18 protein-coding genes are annotated in these 21852 nt (G+C 54.6%); 8 read left to right on the top strand and 10 right to left on the bottom strand.

The window, feature by feature from the left end; all coding sequences use genetic code 11:
* Window positions 1–186: 186 nt before the first annotated feature.
* From J2Z18_RS01980 to J2Z18_RS01965, 4 genes are all read right to left on the bottom strand, one after another.
* Window positions 187–3357 (bottom strand): hybrid sensor histidine kinase/response regulator, encoded by a 3171-nt coding sequence (locus J2Z18_RS01980; protein ID WP_210094082.1) that lies wholly within the window; start codon window positions 3355–3357, stop codon window positions 187–189.
* Window positions 3358–3472: 115 nt separating this feature from the next.
* Window positions 3473–4615: a glycoside hydrolase family 18 protein gene (locus tag J2Z18_RS01975; protein ID WP_210094081.1), complete on the bottom strand. Its 1143-nt coding sequence runs from the start codon at window positions 4613–4615 to the stop codon at window positions 3473–3475.
* A 6-nt stretch (window positions 4616–4621) separates the two neighbouring features.
* On the bottom strand, window positions 4622–5713 hold the full coding sequence (locus J2Z18_RS01970) for an acyltransferase (RefSeq protein WP_210094080.1): 1092 nt from the start codon (window positions 5711–5713) through the stop codon (window positions 4622–4624).
* 24 nt (window positions 5714–5737) lie between these two features.
* Window positions 5738–7090 (bottom strand): glycosyltransferase family 2 protein, encoded by a 1353-nt coding sequence (locus tag J2Z18_RS01965; RefSeq protein ID WP_210094079.1) that lies wholly within the window; start codon window positions 7088–7090, stop codon window positions 5738–5740.
* Window positions 7091–7598: 508 nt separating this feature from the next.
* Here J2Z18_RS01965 and J2Z18_RS01960 point away from each other — a divergent pair.
* Window positions 7599–8099 carry a cupin domain-containing protein gene (locus J2Z18_RS01960; protein ID WP_210094176.1) on the top strand — a complete coding sequence of 167 codons (501 nt, stop codon included), beginning with the start codon at window positions 7599–7601 and terminating at the stop codon, window positions 8097–8099.
* A 92-nt stretch (window positions 8100–8191) separates the two neighbouring features.
* Here J2Z18_RS01960 and J2Z18_RS01955 read toward each other — a convergent pair whose 3' ends face one another.
* Window positions 8192–8536, bottom strand: a complete 345-nt coding sequence (locus J2Z18_RS01955) for a DoxX family protein (protein ID WP_210094078.1) — start codon at window positions 8534–8536, stop codon at window positions 8192–8194.
* A 114-nt stretch (window positions 8537–8650) separates the two neighbouring features.
* On the opposite strand from J2Z18_RS01955, the gene J2Z18_RS01950 reads away from it, so the two are divergent.
* Window positions 8651–9346, top strand: coding sequence for a Crp/Fnr family transcriptional regulator (locus J2Z18_RS01950; protein WP_210094077.1), 696 nt, complete (start codon window positions 8651–8653; stop codon window positions 9344–9346).
* Window positions 9347–9583: 237 nt separating this feature from the next.
* The gene (locus tag J2Z18_RS01945; protein WP_245255828.1) at window positions 9584–10321 is read left to right on the top strand and encodes a sulfite exporter TauE/SafE family protein; all 738 of its coding nucleotides are present in this window, start codon (window positions 9584–9586) and stop codon (window positions 10319–10321) included.
* A gap of 154 nt (window positions 10322–10475) precedes the next feature.
* Here J2Z18_RS01945 and J2Z18_RS01940 read toward each other — a convergent pair whose 3' ends face one another.
* The 3 genes from J2Z18_RS01940 to J2Z18_RS01930 all read right to left on the bottom strand — a co-directional run bounded on the left by J2Z18_RS01940 (window position 10476) and on the right by J2Z18_RS01930 (window position 13795).
* Window positions 10476–11825 (bottom strand): polysaccharide deacetylase family protein, encoded by a 1350-nt coding sequence (locus J2Z18_RS01940; protein WP_007129043.1) that lies wholly within the window; start codon window positions 11823–11825, stop codon window positions 10476–10478.
* Window positions 11826–11861: 36 nt separating this feature from the next.
* The gene (locus tag J2Z18_RS01935; protein WP_007129042.1) at window positions 11862–12599 is read right to left on the bottom strand and encodes a hypothetical protein; all 738 of its coding nucleotides are present in this window, start codon (window positions 12597–12599) and stop codon (window positions 11862–11864) included.
* 215 nt (window positions 12600–12814) lie between these two features.
* Complete coding sequence (locus J2Z18_RS01930; protein ID WP_210094075.1) at window positions 12815–13795, bottom strand: glycerophosphodiester phosphodiesterase family protein; 981 nt, start codon at window positions 13793–13795, stop codon at window positions 12815–12817.
* A gap of 191 nt (window positions 13796–13986) precedes the next feature.
* Here J2Z18_RS01930 and J2Z18_RS01925 point away from each other — a divergent pair, with 191 nt between their 5' ends.
* Window positions 13987–14688 (top strand): FHA domain-containing protein, encoded by a 702-nt coding sequence (locus J2Z18_RS01925; protein WP_244869285.1) that lies wholly within the window; start codon window positions 13987–13989, stop codon window positions 14686–14688.
* A 95-nt stretch (window positions 14689–14783) separates the two neighbouring features.
* Here J2Z18_RS01925 and J2Z18_RS01920 read toward each other — a convergent pair whose 3' ends face one another.
* On the bottom strand, window positions 14784–15464 hold the full coding sequence (locus J2Z18_RS01920) for a class I SAM-dependent methyltransferase (RefSeq protein ID WP_007129039.1): 681 nt from the start codon (window positions 15462–15464) through the stop codon (window positions 14784–14786).
* 365 nt (window positions 15465–15829) lie between these two features.
* On the opposite strand from J2Z18_RS01920, the gene J2Z18_RS01915 reads away from it, so the two are divergent.
* The 4 genes from J2Z18_RS01915 (at window position 15830) to J2Z18_RS01900 (ending at window position 21061) form a co-directional block, all read left to right on the top strand.
* On the top strand, window positions 15830–17266 hold the full coding sequence (locus J2Z18_RS01915; RefSeq protein ID WP_007129038.1) for a PTS mannitol transporter subunit IIBC: 1437 nt from the start codon (window positions 15830–15832) through the stop codon (window positions 17264–17266).
* Between the two features lie 71 nt (window positions 17267–17337).
* Window positions 17338–19410: a BglG family transcription antiterminator gene (locus J2Z18_RS01910; protein WP_007129037.1), complete on the top strand. Its 2073-nt coding sequence runs from the start codon at window positions 17338–17340 to the stop codon at window positions 19408–19410.
* Between the two features lie 47 nt (window positions 19411–19457).
* A complete protein-coding gene (locus J2Z18_RS01905; protein WP_007129036.1) occupies window positions 19458–19898 on the top strand; it encodes a PTS mannitol transporter subunit IIA in 441 nt (146 codons plus the stop codon).
* A complete protein-coding gene (locus tag J2Z18_RS01900; RefSeq protein ID WP_007129035.1) occupies window positions 19895–21061 on the top strand; it encodes a mannitol-1-phosphate 5-dehydrogenase in 1167 nt (388 codons plus the stop codon). Before J2Z18_RS01905 ends, J2Z18_RS01900 begins: the two co-directional genes overlap by 4 nt.
* Before the next feature lie 168 nt (window positions 21062–21229).
* Here the strand turns inward: J2Z18_RS01900 and J2Z18_RS01895 are convergent, their stop codons facing one another.
* A complete protein-coding gene (locus J2Z18_RS01895) occupies window positions 21230–21790 on the bottom strand; it encodes a hypothetical protein (RefSeq protein ID WP_007129034.1) in 561 nt (186 codons plus the stop codon).
* Window positions 21791–21852 lie beyond the last annotated feature (62 nt).

Genomic DNA, 21852 nt, shown 5'->3' with positions numbered 1-21852 from the left:
AAGTTATTCAACTAACTAACTCTTTCTGAAGGTATATTATCATAATGATCCTGGATTTGGAAGATGCATATCGAGGTTATTACGTTCAAAGGCTGAAGATCAGCGCAAAAAAAGCCAGGCAAGCCTCTGCTTGCCTGACCATACGCTCCGTATATAGTATCGTCTGCAATCGGAGCTTTACATCGGTTAATTCCCTGATTTCTTCTCTAGCCGGCGATGCTCCGGAATGACGAAGGACACGGACGTGCCTTCACCCGGGCGGCTGATGATGGTCAATCCTTGACCATACATTTGAATCAGCCGGCGATTCGTGTTCGGTATGCCGATCCCCCGCAGCGCCTGCCCGGCAGGGCTCAACAGCTCGGCTACCTGATCCGCCTCCATCCCGCGGCCATTGTCGATCACTTCAATCAGCACCCCTTCGGTTTGGCGCTTGATCCGAACCCGGACCATTCCGCCCTGATGCCGGCGAAGAATCCCATGCTTGACGGCGTTCTCCACCAGCGGCTGAATCGACAGCGGCGGAAGGCGCAGCTGAATCCCCGGGTCGACCTCCCATACGGCGGCCAACCGCTCGCGGAACCGTTCCTGCTCAATATACAGATAGGCTTTGACAAGCTCGAGCTCGTACGTGATATCCACCAGCTCGCCCGTGTTCAGAAAATCAAAGCTGATCCGCAAGAACGAAGCGAATGCACCCGCCAGATGCTGCATCTTCTTGGTGTCGATCTCGCTCAGCGCCATGATGGAATTCAGCGTATTGAACAGGAAATGAGGCTGAATCTGTGCCTGGAGATAGGCGGCCTCGATCCGCAAGCGCTCGCGGACCGACTGCCGGAGCATGATCAACGCCCGGATTCGGTATTTTAACTCCGTTGCATCGACAGGCTTGGTCATATAATCATTGGCGCCCGACGCGAATCCCGTATAGATGTCCTCAGGCTGACTACGGGCGGTAAGCAGCAGAATCGGCAGCTCCGCTACCGAGTAATGCTCCCGGACGCGCTGCGTCAATTCATAGCCGGACATTTGAGGCATCATCACATCAGCGATGAGCAGATCCCATGTCCGCATTCCCAGGAGCTCTAACACTTCCAGCCCTGAACCGGCTGTAGTAATGTGGTACGGCTCTGAAGAAAGGATGCCCAGCAGCACCTTCAGGTTAACCGGGTCATCATCGACGACTAGAATGCTGGCCTTGCCGTCGTTACCCAGCGACGGATCGACGGGAGGCGGCAGCGGCTCGTGGATGCCTCTGTCGGCTGACGGGAGGGAGGCGGGTTCAGCTCCGCTTGTCTCCGTTGCCTCGGATGCCTCGTGTCCCATAGACGCCGCCATTTCCCCGGACGGCTTGGAAAGCCTCGCCTCGCTTGCCCCTGCCTCCGCCAGCGGCAGGTTGAACGAGAAGACGGAGCCGGCACCCGGCTCGGAGCTGACGGATATCGCGCCGCCATGCAGCTCGACGAGCTGCTTGCATATGCTGAGGCCGAGTCCAAACCCCCGGCCGTCATGGACGCCGTGGGAGCCCTGCTCATAAGGAAGAAAGATGCGCTCCAGCGCTTCCGTGCTCATGCCGATTCCGGTATCGGATACCTGGATCTCGGCTTGGCCGTTCCGAACCGAGGCGGAGACCGTTACGCTTCCCTGCTCTGTATATTTGAGCGCATTATGAACCAAGTTGTACAGAATTTGCACAAGCCGCTTCTCATCGGCCATAACCGGAGGCATCGACTCCGCAATCTCCATTCGGAGCCGGACCGGCTTGCCCTCCACCATGAATTGAAGCATGGCGAATACCCCGGGAACGACCGATTGAATGCGCAAGGGCTCGGGAGCAAGCGTAATGCGGTGGTCCTTCAGCCTGGTGATATCGAGCAGGTCTTCAAGCAAATGGGACATGCGGCGGCTGATTGTAATGAGCAGCTTCATGTCTTCGACGCTGCCCTTGTTCATGTTCTCCTGTTCTTTGGAGACAACGGATTGGGCGATATTCATTATGCCGTGCAGCGGGGTTCGAAGCTCATGCGACGTGTTGGCCAGAAATTCGTCCTTAAGCTTATCGGCCTTCTGCAGCTGGATGTTCAGCTTGGCGTTCTCCTTGGCGTTGCGGATATATTTTTTGAACCAGTAGGTCGAGAATCCGATAATCGCCGCAATGATATCAACCGGGTAATAGACGGTGGTAATCTCCTTGCCAGACTCCGCCAGGGTCCACAGCTGATTGGTGATAATACCGGCTGCCGTAAGCAGCAGGAATACGATGTCCTGATCGGTTTGCCGCCGGAAGATCATCGTTCCCACCAAATGGACAAGCCACGCAAGCGGAATCAGATAGAAGAACGCGAACAGCTTAAACTCCATGACACTGTGGACCCAAGATGCTGGAGAAACGACCAGGAAGCCGGTGAACAGGATGAGCCCCGCCGTAAATGCCCGCAGCCAGGTTCGTCCGGAGACAGGCGAGAGGAATCGCCGGAACAAGAGCAGCATCAGCAGGTTCTGCCACAGCAGGGCGATCAGACGGACCTTAACCCCTCCCGCGTAATCGATCGGCAGCCACAGCAGCAGGATATAATCGTTTCCGGCCAGGATCGCGATGCCCGCCGTCAGGGTCAGCAGCCCCGTCATCAGCAGCGCCGGTTCCTGCCGGTTGAACGCAAACAGAATGCCGGCATAAAGCCCGTGCAGCAGCAGGACCATGAAGGTCACCAGCTGGAACCCGATCGAATACCAGCGCACATAATCGATCGACGCCGCCGACCCGAAGCGGATCGAGCGGACGATACCGCCGTTATGCGGCTCGTCGAAATTGGCGACCTGGATGAGCAGATCGATTTTGGTCGCGCCTTCTTCGGAATAGGTGGCCGTATACGAAGCGCTCTTTGCAATATAGTTGTTCTTGTCCGCAGCCAGCTTGCCGAATTCCGGTTCCGCCAGACCATTCATTTCTACGCGGGAGACCGTCTCGATTCCTTTAATCCAGATGGCGACGGGCTCCTCCAGCGGGTCGGTCAGGATGCGGAGCCGGTATGTCCCGTATCCGTAGGACGGTCCGTTCCCGTCGTCATGAAGCGCGCGGCTCCAGTCCCCCGGAACCTGAACGCTGCGAAACGGCGTCTCCTCCACATCCGCCCGGGATCGGAATTGAAACGGATAGAATTGCCATTCACCGTCCAAATAGAATGGGGAGGACGAATTTAAATCCACCCCGCGGAGATCGAGCACGCCGTTAACGGCGCGAGGATCGTGCGAGGTGGAGAACATTTCGGACCAAGCCCATCGCAGGCCGAATAACAAGGCAAGAAATAAGATGATGATCGCAGAATATTTGAGAGCTGTTTCATTCCATTTTCGCATAATACGATAGATTTCGACATATCATGCGAGGAATCCTCTTCCCTGCTGCAAGGTCTTTGCTGAGCTGGCACCACGATCGTCTGACATCCAATCTATACGCGGCCCGGCAATTGAACTATTCGTTCAAATGCTCGGATAAGAGCTGTACGAGCCCGTCCTCCGCATCCTGCGCATACTGCCATAACATTGCGCCTCCGAGATTCTTGCTCTTGATGTAGCGGATCTTCTCTTGCACGGCTTCCGGATCCTCGTAGCTGATGAACGTATCCCCATTGTAGAGGTAAGCGGCTTTCGCTTTGCTGTCGAAATATCGTTTGTAGCCGTTTTTGTTCAGATAGGACCGCTTGATCTGCTTATAGCTCAAATCCGTCTTATCGATGTCGATCGGCTTGCCGGATGCAAAGAGGCCGTCCGGGCTACCCTTCTTAATCTTCACATCCTTCCAGCCGTAGGAATACGCGGGGATGCCGAGCAGCAGCTTCCTGCTGTCGATGCCGTGATCGAGATACATGGAGACGATGCCGTCGACGCTGTGCTCGGACTTGCCTTGGCTGTCTACATACAGATTGGCATTAAAGCCGGTCGTATCCGACCATTTGCCGGTGAGATCGTAGGTCATGACATTGATGTAGTCGACGTATCTCTCGACCTTCTTCACCTCGACGTTGCGGAAATACCAGTCCTGCGTCCCTGAGGCGAAGGTCAGCAGGTACTTCTTGTTTTTATGCGGAAGCCGGTACAGCTTCTCCCGCAGCTCCTTCATCAGGCTGGTAAAATTCTTCGTATCCTCGGGTCGGGCCTTCTGCGTCTTCCAGGCATCGAAAGCCGGATACTCCCAATCGATATCGACTCCGTCCAGCTCCAGCTCCTTGACCATGTTAACAATGCTCTCCGTGAACAAGTAACGGTTGCCGTCCAGCGATGCATCGGAGAAGCCGTCCGCGCCGTAGCCTCCGATCGCCAGCACCATCTTCGTATCCGGATGATGCCGTTTTAGCTGCTTGATGTTTTCTTTGATCTGGCTGTCGGTTTGGCTGTCCTCGTGAAAATACAGATCGGTGCCCTTGATTTTGGCGAATGCGATAAAGGCGATGTCGACACCCTGCTCCGTCAGGTTCATTGTTCGGTAATCCTGCCATGCCTCCACGTACACGGCCGTAATTCTGCGATCCTCCTTCGCGGATATCCGGTAGAAATAAAAACTCATGCCGGCGAGCAGCACAACAATAAATATTTTCGTATAGATACTGACTCTCATCCCGCGTCACCCCCGTCCGCCAAACAGGATATAGGTTGCCGTCTTGCTCAGGTTCAGCACCTTGACGGTAACGTAGCTGATGGCGAAGATGATGCCGATATTGATCAGAAGACGGAGGGCCGCCTCCGGCAGCGTCGCATCGACCTCGGTTCTGCCGGAGAGCATCATTTCCACCAGCAGATGAATGAGGTAGATGCTGAAGCTGGCTTTGGAGATCGAGCCGATCAATTTCTGAACCTTGTGATTCAAGCATTCGCTGAGACGGGTCTCTTTTTCCTTGAAGAGAATAAACAGGCCGACGGACATGAAGAACACGGTGATGGAGTAGTTGCCGTAGAACATCTCGTCCAGAACGCCGCTGTGCATGGACGCAAAATAGGTAGCCACCGGCGTAAGGAAGAAGGAGACGATGCCGAGGTTGTACAACAGATTCTTAGCCTTTAACGGCAGATCGAAATGGAACAGATAATGTCCCAGGATGAAATAGCCCAGAAATCCCATGAAGAACGGAATGTTCATGATCGGGATGTTGATGTATTGCTCGGTTGCACGGAATACGGCATCCGAGATGAAGCGGTACGCGATGCTGACGATGAACCATAAGAGCAGATAATACCGTAAATCCCGCTCGCTGCATGATCGGATGAATTTGCTGATGAGCGGCACGGTCATGTAAATGGCGATAATGGCATACAGGAACCACAGATGCACATAGTTCCGGTCGGTGAGCAGCCGGAAGCCGAAGTCGATCACAAATTCGTAGGCGTTCATGCTGCTTCGAATAATATAGTACTGATTATACAAGCCGTAGATGAGCGACCAGGTGAGGAGGGAAATGAGCAGCGGGATAACCCGTTTAGCGTAAAATTCCCGGTAGGACCTGATGTTCGTCCGCAGAATCATCGCCCCGCTGATCATGAAGAAGACAGGCACGGCGAAGCGGGAGATGGAATTGAACCCGTTGCTGATCCACCATGCGGAGCTGTTGAAATCATTCGTGTTCGTCAGCACCTCCGCCGTATAATGCAGCACGATGACGGCAACGATGGACAGGATTCTGAGCATATCCACATAGACAATTCGGTTATTTCGTATCATGGTTTATGGCAGCCTCCCTTGATATTAGTTCGAGCCTGCGGCAATGTTCTGGCTAATGGCGACAGCGCCCTTGCGCTCGACGAAGCCCCAGCCTTCATCATTGTCGAAGTACTTAAACGTCCCGGCAATATTGATGTAGAGCAGCAAATTCCGGTATGTGACGAGCTCCCACTGGCTGAACAGGAACATGGCCGCATAGTCGGCCACGCGGTAGGTGCTGCCGTATTTGCGGCATAGGTGCAGCGAAATGATGATCTGCGCCGCATTGAACAGCAGACTAATCAGCAGGAAGATGAATGCATGCAGCACATTGCCGCCCAGAAACAGGGCCTGTCCCAGGTAAAAAAGCGTGGTGAATGCGGAGAACGTGCCCAGCATAAACCCGTCGATGGCAAAAAAGAGGCTGACGCCAACGCTAAATTTGCTGGACAGCCTGGACCAATAGATCAGGATGCAGTCGATGAAGGCCTTTTGCCAGCGGATGCGCTGCTTGTAGAAGTTGCGCAGGTTCTCGGGGCATTCGGTGTAGCAGACCGCCTCCGGTGCGTACACAAGCTTTTTCCTCAGGCCGTTGGCCTTGATGTACTCATGGATTTTCAGGGTAATGTCGATATCCTCGCCTACGGTGCTGCGGAAGCCGTCCACCTGCACGAGCACAGCTTTGTGGAAGGCGCCGAATGCGCCGGAGATGACCACGATGGAATTAAAGAACGATTGCGTAAGCTTGCGCACATAGAAGCCATGCGTATAATTGATGATCTGGCTTTTGATCAAGCCCTTTCCGCGAAACCTCTCGATGATCACGCCATTTGGATCCCGCTTTGCACCCTGAACGATTTTGACCGTGCCGCCAAGCGCAATAACTTTATCGTCATGGAAATATTGATTTACATACCGCAGCGAGTCTGCCTCCAGCATGCTGTCCGCATCCAGCGTGATGACGATTTCCGAAGCTGCATAATCGATGCCGGCATTCAGCGAATCCGCCTTGCCGCCGTTGAGCTTATCGATCACAAACATGTTCGGGTACCGGTTCGAGCGGTAGAAGCCCTTCACCGTCTTGTAGGATAGCTTCTGATCGGGCCGCCTTAAATCCGCTTGCAACTCCAGCAGCTCATGAAGCACGGATAAGGTGCCGTCCTTGGAGCCATCGTTGATAATCAGGATCTCATAGCGGCTGTAGTTCAAACCGGCCATAGCATCCATGCAGTTTCGGATCGTCAGCTCTTCGTTGTAAGCCGGAACGAGCACCGAGATCGAATGCTCAGGCAGATCCGGATCGAGTCGCTTCACCTTGCTGCACCACAACGGAATGATCGTATACAAGGTCTGGAACACCAGAAATATCCCGGCAATGCCGTAGAAAAAGTACTGCAAACGTCTCTCTCCTTTCTCTTTCTCTCGATTGGATGGAACGGGTAAGCCTGCTGCTGATCGGGTCCTGCGCAATCTGCAGGTGGCTTTTCGGAATGGACCATGGGTGTATTCTTGGATGCGAGATGGACGTCAAGGGATAAAAATGGATTGCAGAGGGATAAAATAAACCAATTACATCCTTAAATTACATATAAAACCAAATGACATCTTATGTAATAAACTATCCTAGTTCATGATTCGATGTAAAATCCTGTTAAGGACCAAGAAAACGAATACATGGTATTTTTTCATGGACTGTCTTCGTCTTGGTTCTCATTTCGAGTTTTTAGGAGACTAAAGCGATTCAGCAAGATCGCAGCAGGGGAGCGGGAGCTTCATATCTCTGAAGAGGCATTCGCCAGATTATCGGCATCCGCCGATGGTCTTTGGCTGTTTACTGTTTGAGTCACGGGCCGTCCGGGTACTGGTACTACGAGTACATCAATCGTGCAGAGAGGAGCGGATGACAGTGGAGGCTCAGGTCAGATCATTCTTCGTAAGGGACGATGGAGAAGTTCCGAATCATCCGGATTTGCCGGTGATCGTGTACGAGGGCGTGTTTGCGGATCACCCGGCCGGCATAGAGGCGGCCTTCAACCGCCATCAATGGACAGGCAGCTGGACTGGAGGCGTGTACGATTACCACCATTACCACAGCAATACGCATGAAGTGCTGGGCGTGCAATCCGGCAGCGCGACGGTGCTGATCGGCGGTGATGCCGGGGAGCGGCTGTCCCTAGCAACAGGCGACGTGATCGTGCTGCCGGCCGGAACGGCGCATATGCTGCTGGACGCCAGTCCGGATTTTGCGGTGGTGGGCGCCTATCCCGGCGGAATCACGCCTAATCTGCGGGAACGGAATCCGACCGATCGGGCGCAGGCCATATCGGAGATCCGAAGCGTGCCGGTTCCGTCTATGGACCCGGTCTACGGCGAGGAAGGGCCGCTGCTGCACAAATGGGTGAAGTAGCGGGTTTTGATGATGGAATGGACGAAAGAGGCTCGGTCATCTGTTGCATGCAGACGGCCGGCCTCTTTTTCGTTAGGGGACTTGCGCGGTGATTATTGAAAAAGCAGGGTAACGGACAGCACGAGCATCAGCATTGCATTGAGGGCCATGATTGGTTTATGCTTGGCTCGAAAAAGATGGGCGTGTACCGCTCCGATCATCAGTACGGCAAACAGGGCGGCGGCATAAAATGTGTTCTCCGGCAACCAGAATGCCGTGATCATAAGCGCGACACCCGCGGCTTCCAGGCTGGCGACGGCATACATTCCCCAGAAGGGGTATCGGTACTCTGTCCAGTGCCGTACCATCGAAGGGGCGCGCAGAAATTTCAATGATGCGGAAATGACGAAGATGACGATTAATATGCCTTGGAACAGAACGGTCCATATCGGCTCCATGGGAAATCACTCCTTGTTATGAGGTGCGGCTTTTACAGCCTTCAAGGCATAGTTTATCCGGGGCAGGGCGCTGAGGGATGTAGTCTGGAATACATAGGAAAAGGATGAGGTCAGATGGAGATGGTTACGTATCTATCGAGAGTGGACTTGTTTAAGGGGCTTAGCGAGGATGAGCTGCAGCAGTTGAACCATATCACGCCGCTTGAAGCACGGCCCAGAGGAACCGTGATCGCTTCGCCTTACATGGAGCACAAGGTGCTATATATCATCAAATCCGGCAGCGTTCGCCTGTATAAGATTACGAAGGATGGGAAGGAGCTGACGCTTGATATTTTAGGGACAGGCCATCTATTCGGGGAGATTACCTCTTTTCGTTCAGGGGTCCCCTTGTTCGCGGTCACGATGGAGGACTCCGTCATATGCGAGATGGATAGCGGGCAGTTTCGCAAGGTCATCGCCGAAAAGCCTGAGCTCGCCCTAAAATACATCGAGATCGTCACCGCCAGGCTGCAGGAAACCGAGGACATGCTGGAGTACATGGCTTACGGAAGCGTGCGTAAAAGGCTGCTCTTCCTATTCAATAAGCTTGTGACGAAATTTCCGGCTCCAAGGAGCGATGGGGAATGGATTCCGTTACCGATTGAAATGACGCACCAGGAGCTGGCCAGCATGACGGGCAGCATTCGGGAGACCGTAACGCCCATCCTGAATCAGCTTGCGGACGAGGGAATCCTTCGAAAAGAAGGAAACCGCAAACCGTATTGGATCCAAAGGAGCCGGCTGCAGGCTGCACTATCGGAGTCTAAATAACAGGCAGCTAGCGATAAGCTCCACGGCCGTTTCAGCTTCATTGTTGGGCGGGCTTCTCTGAACGCATACATGACTGGCACCCGGCTTCTGATGCGGGTAAGTTGAGGCCGGAACTCTATATAGCCGAGCATAATAGGCAGGAAAAAAACAGCCTCATAAGGGAGAATCACTGGGATTATATGTTACAATGGCAGGATGGAGCGTTTGATATGGGCCGACTTCCCCATAACGCAGCATATGGAAGAAAGCAGGTGTAACCCCGTGGACATTCTTCTATTTATGGTCATCATATTCGTGGCATCCATCCTCCAGACAAGCACCGGCTTCGGGTTCTCCATTCTCGCAACGCCGTTTCTCTTGCTGTTGTTCGAGCCGGCGGAGGCGATCCAGATCAATTTGATCCTGTCGCTGATCATATCCGCTGCCTTAATCTTTAAAATTCGGAAGGACATTGACTTTGGCATCCTCAAAAGGCTGGTGATCGGAAGCGCGATCGGTCTGCCGATCGGCATAGCCGTTTTCTCTTGGATCGATATCGGCCGACTGAAGCTCGGCGTGAGCCTGATCATCCTTCTGCTTACCGTCATGCTGATGCTGCGGTTCCGGATCCGGCAGCGCCCGGGCAGAGATTTGGCCGTAGGCGGATTGTCGGGGGCCCTGACCACCAGCATCGGGATGCCGGGGCCGCCGCTGCTGCTGTATTTCTCCGGCACGGATACGCAGAAGGAGCAGCTTAGAGCGACGACGCTTGCTTTCTACATGTTCATCTATACGCTGAGCCTTCTGATTCAAGCGATCGTAGCGGGGTCGACCAAGACGGTCTGGACTTCCAGTGCCATGGCGCTTCCGCTGGTATTCCTGGGGCTGTTCCTCGGACAGCGGCTATTCCGGGTCATTAATCAGCGAGTGTTTCAAATCTTTACGTATGTGATCCTTATCTTTACTGGCGTGTACATGCTGATCGAGAGCTTGTAGAGGAAGCCTGCCATAATAAATGTCCCTTGCGAGGGAGATCTGCTGTAATGAACCATGCCGTATCATCATGAAAAAAAGGGCTGCGCCTGCATGAACATCAATTGCAGGCACAGCCTTTATTTGTCGGGGGTCCACATGCAGGAGTCGATAATGGCTATTGCAGGCTGACGATTTTTAAATTCTGATCCTTCAGGTACGCAATAATGGACGGCAGCGCATCGATGACCGCCTGCGACTCGTGAAGTAGAATGATGGAGCCGGAGGGCTCCGTATGGCGGACATAATGGAGAATCTTGTCTCTATCGCGCGTCAGCCAGTCCTCAGGGTCCTTGTTCCACAGGACGATGCTGCTGCCGTGTGCGCGGCTCGCCTCTTCCGTCATCTCGTTGAATGCCCCGTATGGCGGACGGAAGAGCGTAACCGGCTGCTTCGTAATGGCTTCGATGGATTCAGCGGCGCTCTTGATCTGCGCTTCCTGTTCCTCGTAGGCCAGCAGCGGCATGTTCGCATGGTTCATGGAATGACTGCCGATGGAATAGCCGCTCTCCTGGATGGCCCGAACCGCGGCCGGATGCTTGCCCACATTCTCTCCGACGAAGAAGAAGGTGCCGCCGACTTGATGCTCCTTCAGCACCTTCATGATCTTCGCCGAGTATTTGGACGGTCCGTCATCAAAGGTCAAAGCGACATAGCCCTTCGGCAGGCTGTAGGTGACGGCGTCCTTAAGCTCGAAGGACGGCAGTTCCGTCTGTGGCCTCGTCCCAGTCTGCTGCTTCAGTTCCGTCTGCGGCTTCAGCTCCGCCTGCGGCCTCAGCTTCGGCTCGGAGCTGACCTTTGGCCGAGGCTCTGATTCCAGCTTCTTCGGGGCTGGGTTCGAAGAGGCCTCAGCCATTGCAGCGGTGTGCCGTACGGACTGGAATGCCGGAAGAGCCGTCCCTGCCGTAAAGGCTGAAGCGCCCGGCGACTCCGCTACCGGAAGGGACAGGGCATCGAACGAGCCCAATAACAGGATCGACAGCATGCTGAGGGCCGTGATGGCGACCCGCCTCATCGGCAATCGTTGCCTTTTGTGCTTCTTCTGCTGGTTTCGTCCCGGCTCTTCTTCCTCCTGCAAGGTCTCAGCTTCCCGCTCCGCGTACGTCAGGGACAGAAAAGGCAGCGCATGGATTTCGTCCAGATGCTGAACGCGCTGAACTGCATTAAGATTATGTATAAATGCTTCGGAGCAGACGAAGGGATAACGGATGCTCTGATCGCGGCGGGTTTTGGTGATGTAGCCTATGTACTGCCGACGATTAGCATCCCATACGGTATGCCGGGACAGCCGGTATTTATGAATGCCGTCAAAGTCTACAATCGCCAGCAGGCTCTCTGCAGTCGCATTATCGATGGCCCAGACATATTCGAACGACTCGGCGGCCGATAGCCGGATTCGCATGCCATACTGCCCTTCATGCTGTTCAATGTCTTGCAATTCAATCACTTTTCCGTAAAAGACGGACATGATGGATCTCCTTTCTCTTGCTGCGGATCCGCGGAATTACTCCGGCATCTGCGTCGTTGATGTCTTGGGTGCGAAGGAGAAGCCCATTCTCTCGGTGAAGTCCTGAATCGTCTGCAAGAGCTCCGCTTTTTCGTCGGCGATCTTCCGATATTGCTCGGCATATTTCTGATTCTCGATCTGCAGCTCCCGGATCTTGTCCTCCAGCTCATTAATCTTGAGCATGCTCTGGTACTGGGCATTCGTGGATTCCTCATAAAGCTTCCCGTATTTCGCCGTTTCTGTCTCCAGCTGTCCGGACAGCTTCTCATAAGCCAGGTTGGAGCTAAGCTGGAATTCTTTATAGTCCTCAAGAAGCTGATCGTAGCCCATCTGCTTGTGGGTCAGCGTGTTTTCGAGCTCGCGGATTTCCTTGCTCTTCTCCTGAATCAGCTGATCCTTCTTGATATGCTCTTGCTTCAGCCGCTGGATCGTCTCGTTTGCCGCCGCCAGCTGATCCTCCAGACCGTTGTTTTTATAAGACAGCAATTGTCGCTCCTTGAGCATGTTTTCAATCGATACGATCACGTCCAGCGCGATTTTGTCCTGGTTATCCTTCGATAACAGGGATTTCTGATGATCTGCCGGGGGCTGCGCAGGATGCGCGGGCCCGGATGTTTCCATCACCGATTCGGCCGGGGCCGGGACCGGCGCCGTTTCCGCAGGCTCCTTCTCTGATGGGGCTTGCGGGGCAAGCACGCTTTTAAACCATCCTTTTTTCTCAGTGTCTCTGGCCAAAAAATATCCTCTCCTAATCAACGGTAGTTCGGTGGCACCTCGTCACGGTCTGATCCTTCTGGTCTATATAAATCATCGGCTGGATGGGCCCAAAAACTTTGCCTTGATTTCAATTGGCAGGCAGGCGTTGAGCTTATGGCGCGGGGATGCGGACATGAAAAAAATACCCCCATTGCTGGGGGTATGGCCAAGAAGCAAGCGCGCCTTGCTCCATGTCATTTCTTGATCGTCAGTTCCGGTGCGATGACATCCACCCGGTTGGTCCAAATGCCGCCGCTGTAGTTCTTCGGCAGCCTCTTCAGATCTTCGACCGTATCGAAGCCTTCCGACCATCCGCCGTCTCCGGCGACCAGAATGACCCTCGTATTGATGCGGTCCATGCGGTTCAGGAATTTATCGGGCCAGCCCCACAAATAAGGGGCGTACTTCTCGGGAATATGCAGCTGGGTATTGCGGCAGACCGACGGCATATAGCCGCTCCAGCCGGCACCGATATAAGAGATGAGGCAGCTCTTCAGAGAATCCATCGACATGACCCGAAACGCAGGGAGCCTCGATTTTAGTTCGCTGATCGGCGCATCGTCGCCATATACCGTGAGCCGGCTTAAGCGGTCTTCCGGCAGCTGGGCGAGATAGGCGGCCAGAAGCTCCCCTTCGCCGGCATCCTGACTTTTGATATGAATCAGAAATTCGCCGTCAGGAAATGCAGCCAGCACCTCCGATAGGGACGGCATGAGCCCGACGCCCTTCCCCCGGAACGGATAGGTGGCTCCCTGATCCGCCGTGTAGCCGTAGCCGATATCGATGCTTTTCAGCTGCTCCATGGTATAATCCTTGACCGAGCCGTGTGCATTCGTCCGGCATTCCAGCGTCCAGTCGTGGAATACGGCGAACTGGCCGTCCTTCGTCGGCTTAATATCCAGCTCCACGATATCCGCGCCGGCATCGAAGGCTGCCTTCATGGATGGTATGGTGTTCTCCAGAAAGGCATGCTCCGGTATGTAAATACGTGAAGCGGTACATGTATCGGATTCAATTCCCTCCATCGGAAAGGTTTGGCCGATCCCCCGATGCGCGAGCAGCAAGGGCTCACCTTCGCGTTCCTTGGTGAATAGCGACGAGTTGTTAACATACAGAAATCCGAGTATGATGAGAATAACCAGAATGACGTTCCTCCAGCTTTTTCGAATACGCATGATTCAATCCCCCAAAATCGTTACTGTTAAGAGCCGAGCGTTTCGGCTTCCTCTATATCTCTAGCTTCATTCTCTTTATCCATGTTAGTGATTTTGGGCGCATACTCAATGGCTGGAGCATAACAATTGCATAATAGCGATCTGATAAATGAAACAAAGCATGGGCGATATTACGATAATCAGGAGGTAGCATGATGGATAGATCCTCCTACTTGATGGTGGAACGGGGGAACCCGTACGAGCGCGGAGATGTGATCCCTTTGAGGAGATCGATGACGGTGCTTGGGCGCAAGGGCAAGCAGTGGGATCCGGATATCACGTTCGATAATGTGTACGTGTCCCGCAAGCACGCAGCGCTGATCTACAGGGACGGACAATTCAGCATTAAAGATCTGAACAGCAAGCACGGAACCTTCGTCAATCAGCAGCGGCTGGAACCGAATGGAGAGGCTCCGCTGCAGCATGGGGATTCCGTGGCGCTGGCCGGTGATCTGGTCGTGTTAACCTTCTCGGTGCTTCGAATGGATGAGACGATGGATATTACGCCGCTCATGAAACATCTGGCGGCTGCCGAGGATACGGGAGGCATAACGCTCAACCCCTATAAGCAGGAGCTCGTTCATGGGAGAACGGTGATTGCCTTCTCGGAAAAAGAATATAAATGCGTTGAACTGCTGCTCCATCACAAGGAGCAATTCGTATCCAAAGAGCAGCTGAAGCTCCTGGTCTGGCCCGAGCGGGAGGCGGGTCCGGACGACGTGCCGGATGTTAGCGCAGAGGAGATGAATGCCCTCATCTACCGGGTTCGGAAGAAGACCCGCGGACTGCTTGGGATCGAGAGCATCCGGGGCAAAGGCTATATTCTTCACATCCATGCGGATGATGAAGCTTGACGGCGTGCCGGACAGGCAGTAGATCATCAGTAGAGATAAGCGAATAACAAACAAGCTCTTCCTCTTATTGAGGAACGAGCTTGTTTTCGTTTGTTTTAACTCGGCTTCCTTCCGAAGAACACGGCAAAATCCAAATGCTTATACATGCAGTCCGTCTCCTGAAAGCCCGCCTCCTCCATCCAACGGAGCTGGTCCTCCAATGACGCGTTAATGTCAACCGCCCGCCGCTTGATCGAAGCTTCGATCGCTGCCTCGGATAAGCCGCTGCGGCGAATCGATTCCAGCCAGCGCTGCCGGTAGTATTCATCGGAGCTCGTGTGCCTTCCCCGAACCTGATCGGCGTTCACAAAGATCCCGCCCGGCTCGAGGGCCCCGTACACAGCATGGAACAATCGCTGCTTGGCAGGGTGGGTCAGATGGTGGATCGACAGGGAGGAGATGACGATGTCGTAAGACTCGCGGAATGGATAGTCCGCGTAGTCGCCGGTAATATAGCGGACCTGATCCGCTCCTGCGAATCTTCGGCGGGCGCCTTCGAGCATTTTGTCGCTCAGGTCCATCAGGGTTAAGCGGGCATGCGGGTGCTTATGCAGCACCATGCCGGAGAACAGTCCGGTGCCGGCTCCCAGGTCCAGGATACGCGGCGATGGATGGTCGCTCTCAACGAGAGACAGCGCCATTCCGTAAAAATCGTCAAAACAGGGGATCAGCTGCCGGCGCTCCCGGTCATAGTCACCGGCGACAGCGTCAAACAGGTCTTTTACCGACGGGTCCATAGTTCAAAACTCCTCTCGAAATGATTGGCTGGCTCCATCGTAACCCACCCTTGCCTCATTAAGGAAATATATAAATTAAATATAATTTATAGGTATAACCTATATGAAACGAAAATCAACGGGAAAAACGAGAATTTATGAGGATCAAACTGGCCGTGAACTATGAAAGAACTGCCTATCGGGAGATATTTTCAAATAACAAACATGATCCATTTAAAAATTGTCAACAATATTCTTGCCGAAACCGAATTTTCCTTTCGTTGAGTGCGCTTACCAAAATGCCTTAACATAAAGATGTCAGACATGGTTCATGACACAACCGATTTTTTTATATATTTCAAAATAAGGACTGGAGGTATCGCATCATGTCCACTGAGACGAAGGCCAACGCATCCGGCGGAGGCATACGCGTCAAAATTCAACAGCTCGGCCGTCTCCTGAGCGGTATGGTCATGCCGAACATCGGCGCATTTATCGCTTGGGGCTTGATTACGGCCTTATTCATCCCGACCGGCTGGTTCCCGAACGAAACGCTCGGCAAGCTGGTCGGTCCAATGATCAGCTACTTGCTGCCACTCTTGATCGGTTACACCGGCGGGCAGATGGTCCACGACAAACGGGGGGCCGTCATCGGTGCAGTCGCTACAGTCGGGGTTATTGTCGGATCGGACATTCCGATGTTCCTAGGAGCCATGATCGTCGGACCGCTCGCAGCGTGGGTGCTGAAGCAATTCGACAAACTGATCGACGGCAAGATCAAATCCGGCTTCGAAATGCTGGTCAACAACTTCTCGCTCGGTATTATTGGCGGAGTGCTTGCTCTTATCGCCTATACCGGCATCGGACCGTTGATTCAGGGGGTTACCAAGGCACTGTCCGCGGGCGTCGACGTGCTGGTCAATGCCAATTTGCTGCCGCTGGTCAACATTATTATTGAACCGGCGAAAATCCTGTTCCTTAACAATGCGATCAACCACGGGATATTGAGCCCGATTGCAACCGAGGAATCGGCCCGGATCGGTCAGTCCGTGCTGTATATGCTTGAATCCAATCCCGGCCCGGGCCTCGGCATCCTGCTGGCTTATTGGCTTGTAGGACGCGGATCCGCGAAGGCTTCCGCACCGGGCGCAGTCGTTATTCACTTCCTGGGCGGGATTCATGAGATTTATTTCCCGTACATTCTGATGAAGCCGGTACTGATTCTCGCTGCCATCGCGGGCGGCGTAGTCGGAACGTTCACCTTCCAGCTGTTTGGTGCTGGACTTGTAGGCCCAGCATCGCCGGGAAGCATCTTCGCTTACTTTGCCATGGCGCCTAAAGGCGGGCTGCTGGCCGTCCTGTCCGGTGTCATCACGGCGACGATCGCATCCTTCCTCGTTGCGGCAGTGCTGCTCAAAACGGGTAAGAAGGGTGAAGAGGAGCCGAACCTGGAAGAAGCCTCTGCGAAAATGAAGGCGATGAAGACAGGCGGCATGAATGATCAAGTCGCTCCTGCCGCAGCTGCTGTCGCTAACGCGGATAAGACGAATATCAACAAAATCGTATTCGCTTGCGACGCAGGCATGGGCTCGAGCGCGATGGGCGCTTCCGTCCTCCGGAAGAAGCTGCAGCAGGCCGGCGTGAACATTACCGTCGTGAACTCGGCGGTCAGCGAAATTCCGGACGATGCGGATATCGTCATCACGCAGAAGACGCTGACGGAACGGGCCATCGCCAAAAATCCGAATGCGGAGCATATCTCGATCGACAACTTCCTGAAGAGCCCGAGATATGATGAGCTTGTGGAACGTCTGAAAGATTAATATTGCAGTAACGATATGACACGCTGGCGCCTATACGCCGGCGTTGTCTCCATTTCGTGCAGAAGGGAGGCATGGATCTGGAACCTATAACTGCCCGGCAGCGCCAGCTGCTTCTGCTCTTGCTCGACAGACCGGAGGGCATGACGGCTGCAGAGATCGCGTCTGAGATCGGGGTCAGCGTCAGAACGGTCCATCGGGAGCTGGAAGCCGTTGAGGAGCATCTACAGGGTGCGGGGGTACTGCTTTACAAAAAGTCGGGAACGGGCATCCGGCTGGAGAGCAAGGCGCCCGGGGCCGAAGCAAGCCTTCGGGCACGGCTGATCGCAGGCAAGCCCGCAGATTACTCCGGGGAAGAGCGGAAAATCCTTCTGCTCTGCGCGCTGCTGGAAGCCGAGGAGCCGGTTAAGCTGTTTGCCTTGGCCCACAGCTTGAAGGTCACGGTTCCGACCATCAGCAATGATCTGGATGAGGTCGAGCCGTGGATGAAGCGGTTCGGACTGTCGCTGATCCGGCGCAGGGGATATGGCGTCGAGATCGAAGGGGCGGAGAGCGGCAAGCGGTGGGCAATCTGCAGGCTGGCCGATGAGCATGTGGATTACTCCGATCTGGTCGGAGACGGCTACGAAGACTACAGTCATCCCGCCATCGCCCGCCTGCTGTCCATGATCGACAAGCCTGTCCTTCTGGACGTTGAAAGAGCCCTATGGGATATGGGCTGGAGCTGGACGGAGAGCTTAACCGAAGAAGCCTACACACGGATGCTGATCGCTCTATCGGTCACCGTAAGCCGAATTCGGCAGGGGCGTCCGATTGAATCCATCCGGCCCGAGGAGGCAGGAAGCGCAAAAGCGATGCTGGCTGACGCAAGAAGCTTTGCCGTCCGGCTGGAAAATACGCTGGACCTAAGGCTCTCCGACGCAGAGGTTGTTTATATCGCAAAATTGTTTGACGCAGCGGGCGAAATGTCGGAGATTATCGAGCTCGCCCATTCCGATGTCGAAATGGTGGAGATTGCGCACCGGTTGACCGAAGCGGTGGCGAAGCGGACAGGGCTGGATTTTCAAGAGGACCGGACGCTTCGGGCCGGATTGGTGGAGCATCTGGGTGCCGCAATGAAGCGGCTCCGGGAGGGCACCCGCATCCGTAATCCGCTGCTGAGTCCGATCCGCAAGGATTACGAGGAGCTGTTCGGCATCGTCCGTCAGGCGGTGGATGAAATCCGAAACGGGCTGGATGTGCCTGATGAAGAGATCGGCTTTCTCGTCATGCATTTCGGCGCATCCATTGAACGGCTGAATCAGCCGGAGCAGCCTGTGAGGGCGATTCTCGTCTGCTCAAGCGGGCTAAGCTCATCCAGGCTTCTTGGAACCCGGCTGCGCAAGGAGATGCCTCAGATCGAGGTTCTCGGCAACGCGTCATGGTATGAAGCGGCGCGGATGCCGGAGGAGCAGTATGATCTGATTATTTCCACGATTGACCTGCCCCTTTCAAAAGATAAATACATCCGGCTGAGCCCGCTGCTTACGGCAGATGATAAGGAGCGTCTGCTCCATTTCCTCCAGCGCGCGGCGACAAAGCCGGCAGGGGGCAGCGGAGGCGCTGCTGCCGCAGGGCAAGATGAGCGCAAGGCCGCATCCTTCGAGCGATTGCGGATGCAGGCCGCGCTCATGAACGAAATCGTGGCGCTGTTAGACGGCTTCCATGTATACCGCCTGGATAATGCTCCGGCGGATCTGGAAGGAACGCTGACAGACGCGTTATCGCGCATGCATGCGTTGGAGGCGGTACATGATCCGGGGAGCGTGGTGAACCGCCTGCTTGAGCGGGAACGGATGGGCACGCAGCTCATCCCCGAGACGAGGCTCGCGCTGTTCCATACCCGGAGCCGGCACATTGCGAAGCCTTCAATCACGCTCTTCCGTTTGGCGGAGCCCGTTCCGCTCGAAGAGGGGCTGGAGGCCGACGTCATCCTGCTGATGCTCGCCCCGAAGCAGCTCCCGAAGGAGAGTCTGGAGGTGCTGAGCGAGATTAGCGCGATGCTGCTCGGCTCCGAGCTGATCGAGCTGATGGAGCAGGGCAGCGAAGAAGAGATACGCTCCTTCTTGGCGGAGGAGCTGCAGCATTTTTTGAATCATAGACCATAAGTACACGGACAAATCGAACATAGACTATAGAAAGAGGGAGATTAACGATGACCAACATACTGTCGAAAGAAAAAGTGATTTTGAACGCTCAGGCGAGCAGCAAGAGCGAAGCGATTCGCATGGCAGGCAACCTGCTGGTGAAGGCGGGCCATGTGTCGGAGGACTATGTGGACAAAATGCTGGAGCGCGAAGAGATCGCCTCCACGTACATGGGCGGCGGCCTCGCCATACCTCATGGCACGAAAGAAGCCAAGGGCATGGTCGCTTCTACGGGCCTGTCCATCGTTCGCTTCCCGGAGGGCGTTGATTTTGGCGGCGACGAGCCGGCCTTCATCGTTATCGGCATTGCGGCTGCCGGCGGCGACCATATGGAGATTTTGACGAATGTAGCGATGATCTTCACCGATGACGAGAGCATTGAGAAGGTTATGAACGCTTCGACGGAGGAGGAGATCCTCGCCATCTTCGAAGGGGGAATGGGCGCATGAAGGCGGTCCATTTCGGAGCAGGCAACATCGGGCGCGGGTTTATCGGACTTCTTCTGTCTCAAGCAGGCTACGAGGTTTGCTTCGTCGATGTGAACGAAGAGCTGGTATCCGAGCTGAAAGCACGCGGGGAGTATCCGGTGACGCTTGCCAGCGAAGGTCAGGAGACGACGGTGGTCAAGGGCATCACTGCGCTGAACAGCGCCTCGGAGCCCGAAGCGGCTGCGCGGGCAGTTGCGGAAGCCGATATTGTGACAACGGCGGTAGGCGTCAATATTTTGAAGTTTATCGCGCCTACGATTGCGGAAGGACTAAAGCTCCGGCTGCAGGGGGAGGCTGCTCCGCTTCACATTATCGCTTGCGAGAATGCCATCGGCGGCAGCACCCAGCTGAAAGAGCATGTCTATGGCCTGCTGGATGAGGAGACGAGACGGAAGGCGGATTCCAGCATTGCGTTCCCGGATGCGGCCGTTGACCGGATTGTACCGCTCCAGCAGCATGAGGACCGGCTCAAGGTGGTTGTCGAGCCTTTCTATGAGTGGGCAGTGGACCGTTCGCAGATGCTGGATGGCTTCAAGCCGGTCGAGGGCGTGCATTATGTGGACCGGCTGGAGCCGTACATTGAACGCAAGCTGTTCACGGTGAATACCGGGCACTGCTCCGCTGCCTACATCGGTTTCCTGAAAGGATACGAGACGATTCAGGATGCGGTGAAGGACGATGAGGTGGCGAAGCATGTCCGTGCCGTCCTGGATGAGACCGGCGCGGCGCTGATCCACAAGCACGGCTTCAATCCGGCGGAGCATCAGGCATACATTGCAACCATTCTGGACCGTTTCCGCAACCCGGCTCTTACCGATGAGGTGGTGCGCGTAGGACGCTCCCCGATCCGGAAGCTGTCGCCCGGGGACCGTCTCGTGTCCCCGGCCATGCTGGCCTTCGAAAGCGGACTGGCATACAAAAGCCTGGCCAAATCGATGGCGGCCGCGCTGCTGTTCGACGTGCCTGAGGACCCGGAAAGCGCTGAGCTGCAGCGCTCCGTTCGCGAGATCGGACCAAGCGATACGGCGTCCAAGTATACGGGCATTGCGGGCGAGCATCCGATTATGGGCGAGCTGATGGAGCACTATGAGGCGCTGAAGATTGAGCTGGAAAACCGATCCTAAGCTTAAGCAGGGAAGCGCCGAGTTGAAATTGAAAAGCCCCGGATTCCTTAATTATAGGGAATCCGGGGCTTTTTGCCATGGACATTCAATGGTTGGAGCGATTTATGAGTAAAAGGCCGGGTGATCTTCAGCAGGCTTGACGATAAGTATGCCGCCTATGAACAGAGCCTAGGGAAGTATGTGTTTCCGCAGCTGCTCGGCCTCCTCGATGGTCGCTGCCGGAGCGACGATGAACCATGGATTCGCGTCTACGTCCGGATCGCGGGTGACTTGAATCAATACTTGCTGAAAGCGGTCCTTCATGTATAGCTGACCGAGCGTCTCGATCGTTACGCTATCAATCGCGCCATTCGATTTGAACGTGTACGATGGATAATTCAAGAAGGAGATATAGGTGTCATTGCTGCTTCCCTGCGGGTCTTCGTATATGCGGTCATAACGATACAGCGGATACTCAGTATCAGGATCAGAGCTCATCGTGAAGTCATACAGAGGGACCCGAATCGATCCGTCGAACAGCGGCTCTTGGAACAACCGGCGATAATAAGTTCCCTCAATTTCGATGGTCGTAGGAACGGCAGAGGAGGGATCTTCCGCAGTGTACTGTACGGCAGGATAGCTCATTCGGATCTCATACGGAAATTTGGGGAATCCGAAATCATAGATCATGACATAGAGTACAGCTGCAATGGCTGCGAATATGAGGCTGAACTTCATAAGTCGCGGCATGGAGGACCTCCTCGGAATTTTAGATATGGTCTATCTTCAAGAAAAAGCCAGGAAGCACATCA

It is taken from the genome of Paenibacillus lactis, from assembly GCF_017873605.1.
Classification (GTDB): Bacteria; Bacillota; Bacilli; order Paenibacillales; family Paenibacillaceae; genus Paenibacillus_AQ; species Paenibacillus_AQ lactis.
This window is presented reverse-complemented; position numbering and strand designations above follow the sequence as displayed.

Excerpts from the sequence above, each read along its gene's own strand:
- J2Z18_RS01905 (WP_007129036.1), top strand. The coding sequence starts at position 19,458 with ATGACCAACATACTGTCGAAAGAAAAAGTGATTTTGAACGCTCAGGCG.
- J2Z18_RS01975 (WP_210094081.1), bottom strand. The coding sequence starts at position 4,615 with ATGAGAGTCAGTATCTATACGAAAATATTTATTGTTGTGCTGCTCGCC.
- J2Z18_RS01900 (WP_007129035.1), top strand. The coding sequence starts at position 19,895 with ATGAAGGCGGTCCATTTCGGAGCAGGCAACATCGGGCGCGGGTTTATC.
- J2Z18_RS01915 (WP_007129038.1), top strand. The coding sequence starts at position 15,830 with ATGTCCACTGAGACGAAGGCCAACGCATCCGGCGGAGGCATACGCGTC.
- J2Z18_RS01930 (WP_210094075.1), bottom strand. The coding sequence starts at position 13,795 with ATGCGTATTCGAAAAAGCTGGAGGAACGTCATTCTGGTTATTCTCATC.
- J2Z18_RS01955 (WP_210094078.1), bottom strand. The coding sequence starts at position 8,536 with ATGGAGCCGATATGGACCGTTCTGTTCCAAGGCATATTAATCGTCATC.
- J2Z18_RS01945 (WP_245255828.1), top strand. The coding sequence starts at position 9,584 with ATGGAAGAAAGCAGGTGTAACCCCGTGGACATTCTTCTATTTATGGTC.
- J2Z18_RS01910 (WP_007129037.1), top strand. The coding sequence starts at position 17,338 with ATGGATCTGGAACCTATAACTGCCCGGCAGCGCCAGCTGCTTCTGCTC.
- J2Z18_RS01895 (WP_007129034.1), bottom strand. The coding sequence starts at position 21,790 with ATGCCGCGACTTATGAAGTTCAGCCTCATATTCGCAGCCATTGCAGCT.
- J2Z18_RS01925 (WP_244869285.1), top strand. The coding sequence starts at position 13,987 with ATGATGGATAGATCCTCCTACTTGATGGTGGAACGGGGGAACCCGTAC.
- J2Z18_RS01970 (WP_210094080.1), bottom strand. The coding sequence starts at position 5,713 with ATGATACGAAATAACCGAATTGTCTATGTGGATATGCTCAGAATCCTG.
- J2Z18_RS01920 (WP_007129039.1), bottom strand. The coding sequence starts at position 15,464 with ATGGACCCGTCGGTAAAAGACCTGTTTGACGCTGTCGCCGGTGACTAT.
- J2Z18_RS01940 (WP_007129043.1), bottom strand. The coding sequence starts at position 11,825 with ATGTCCGTCTTTTACGGAAAAGTGATTGAATTGCAAGACATTGAACAG.
- J2Z18_RS01980 (WP_210094082.1), bottom strand. The coding sequence starts at position 3,357 with ATGCGAAAATGGAATGAAACAGCTCTCAAATATTCTGCGATCATCATC.
- J2Z18_RS01950 (WP_210094077.1), top strand. The coding sequence starts at position 8,651 with ATGGAGATGGTTACGTATCTATCGAGAGTGGACTTGTTTAAGGGGCTT.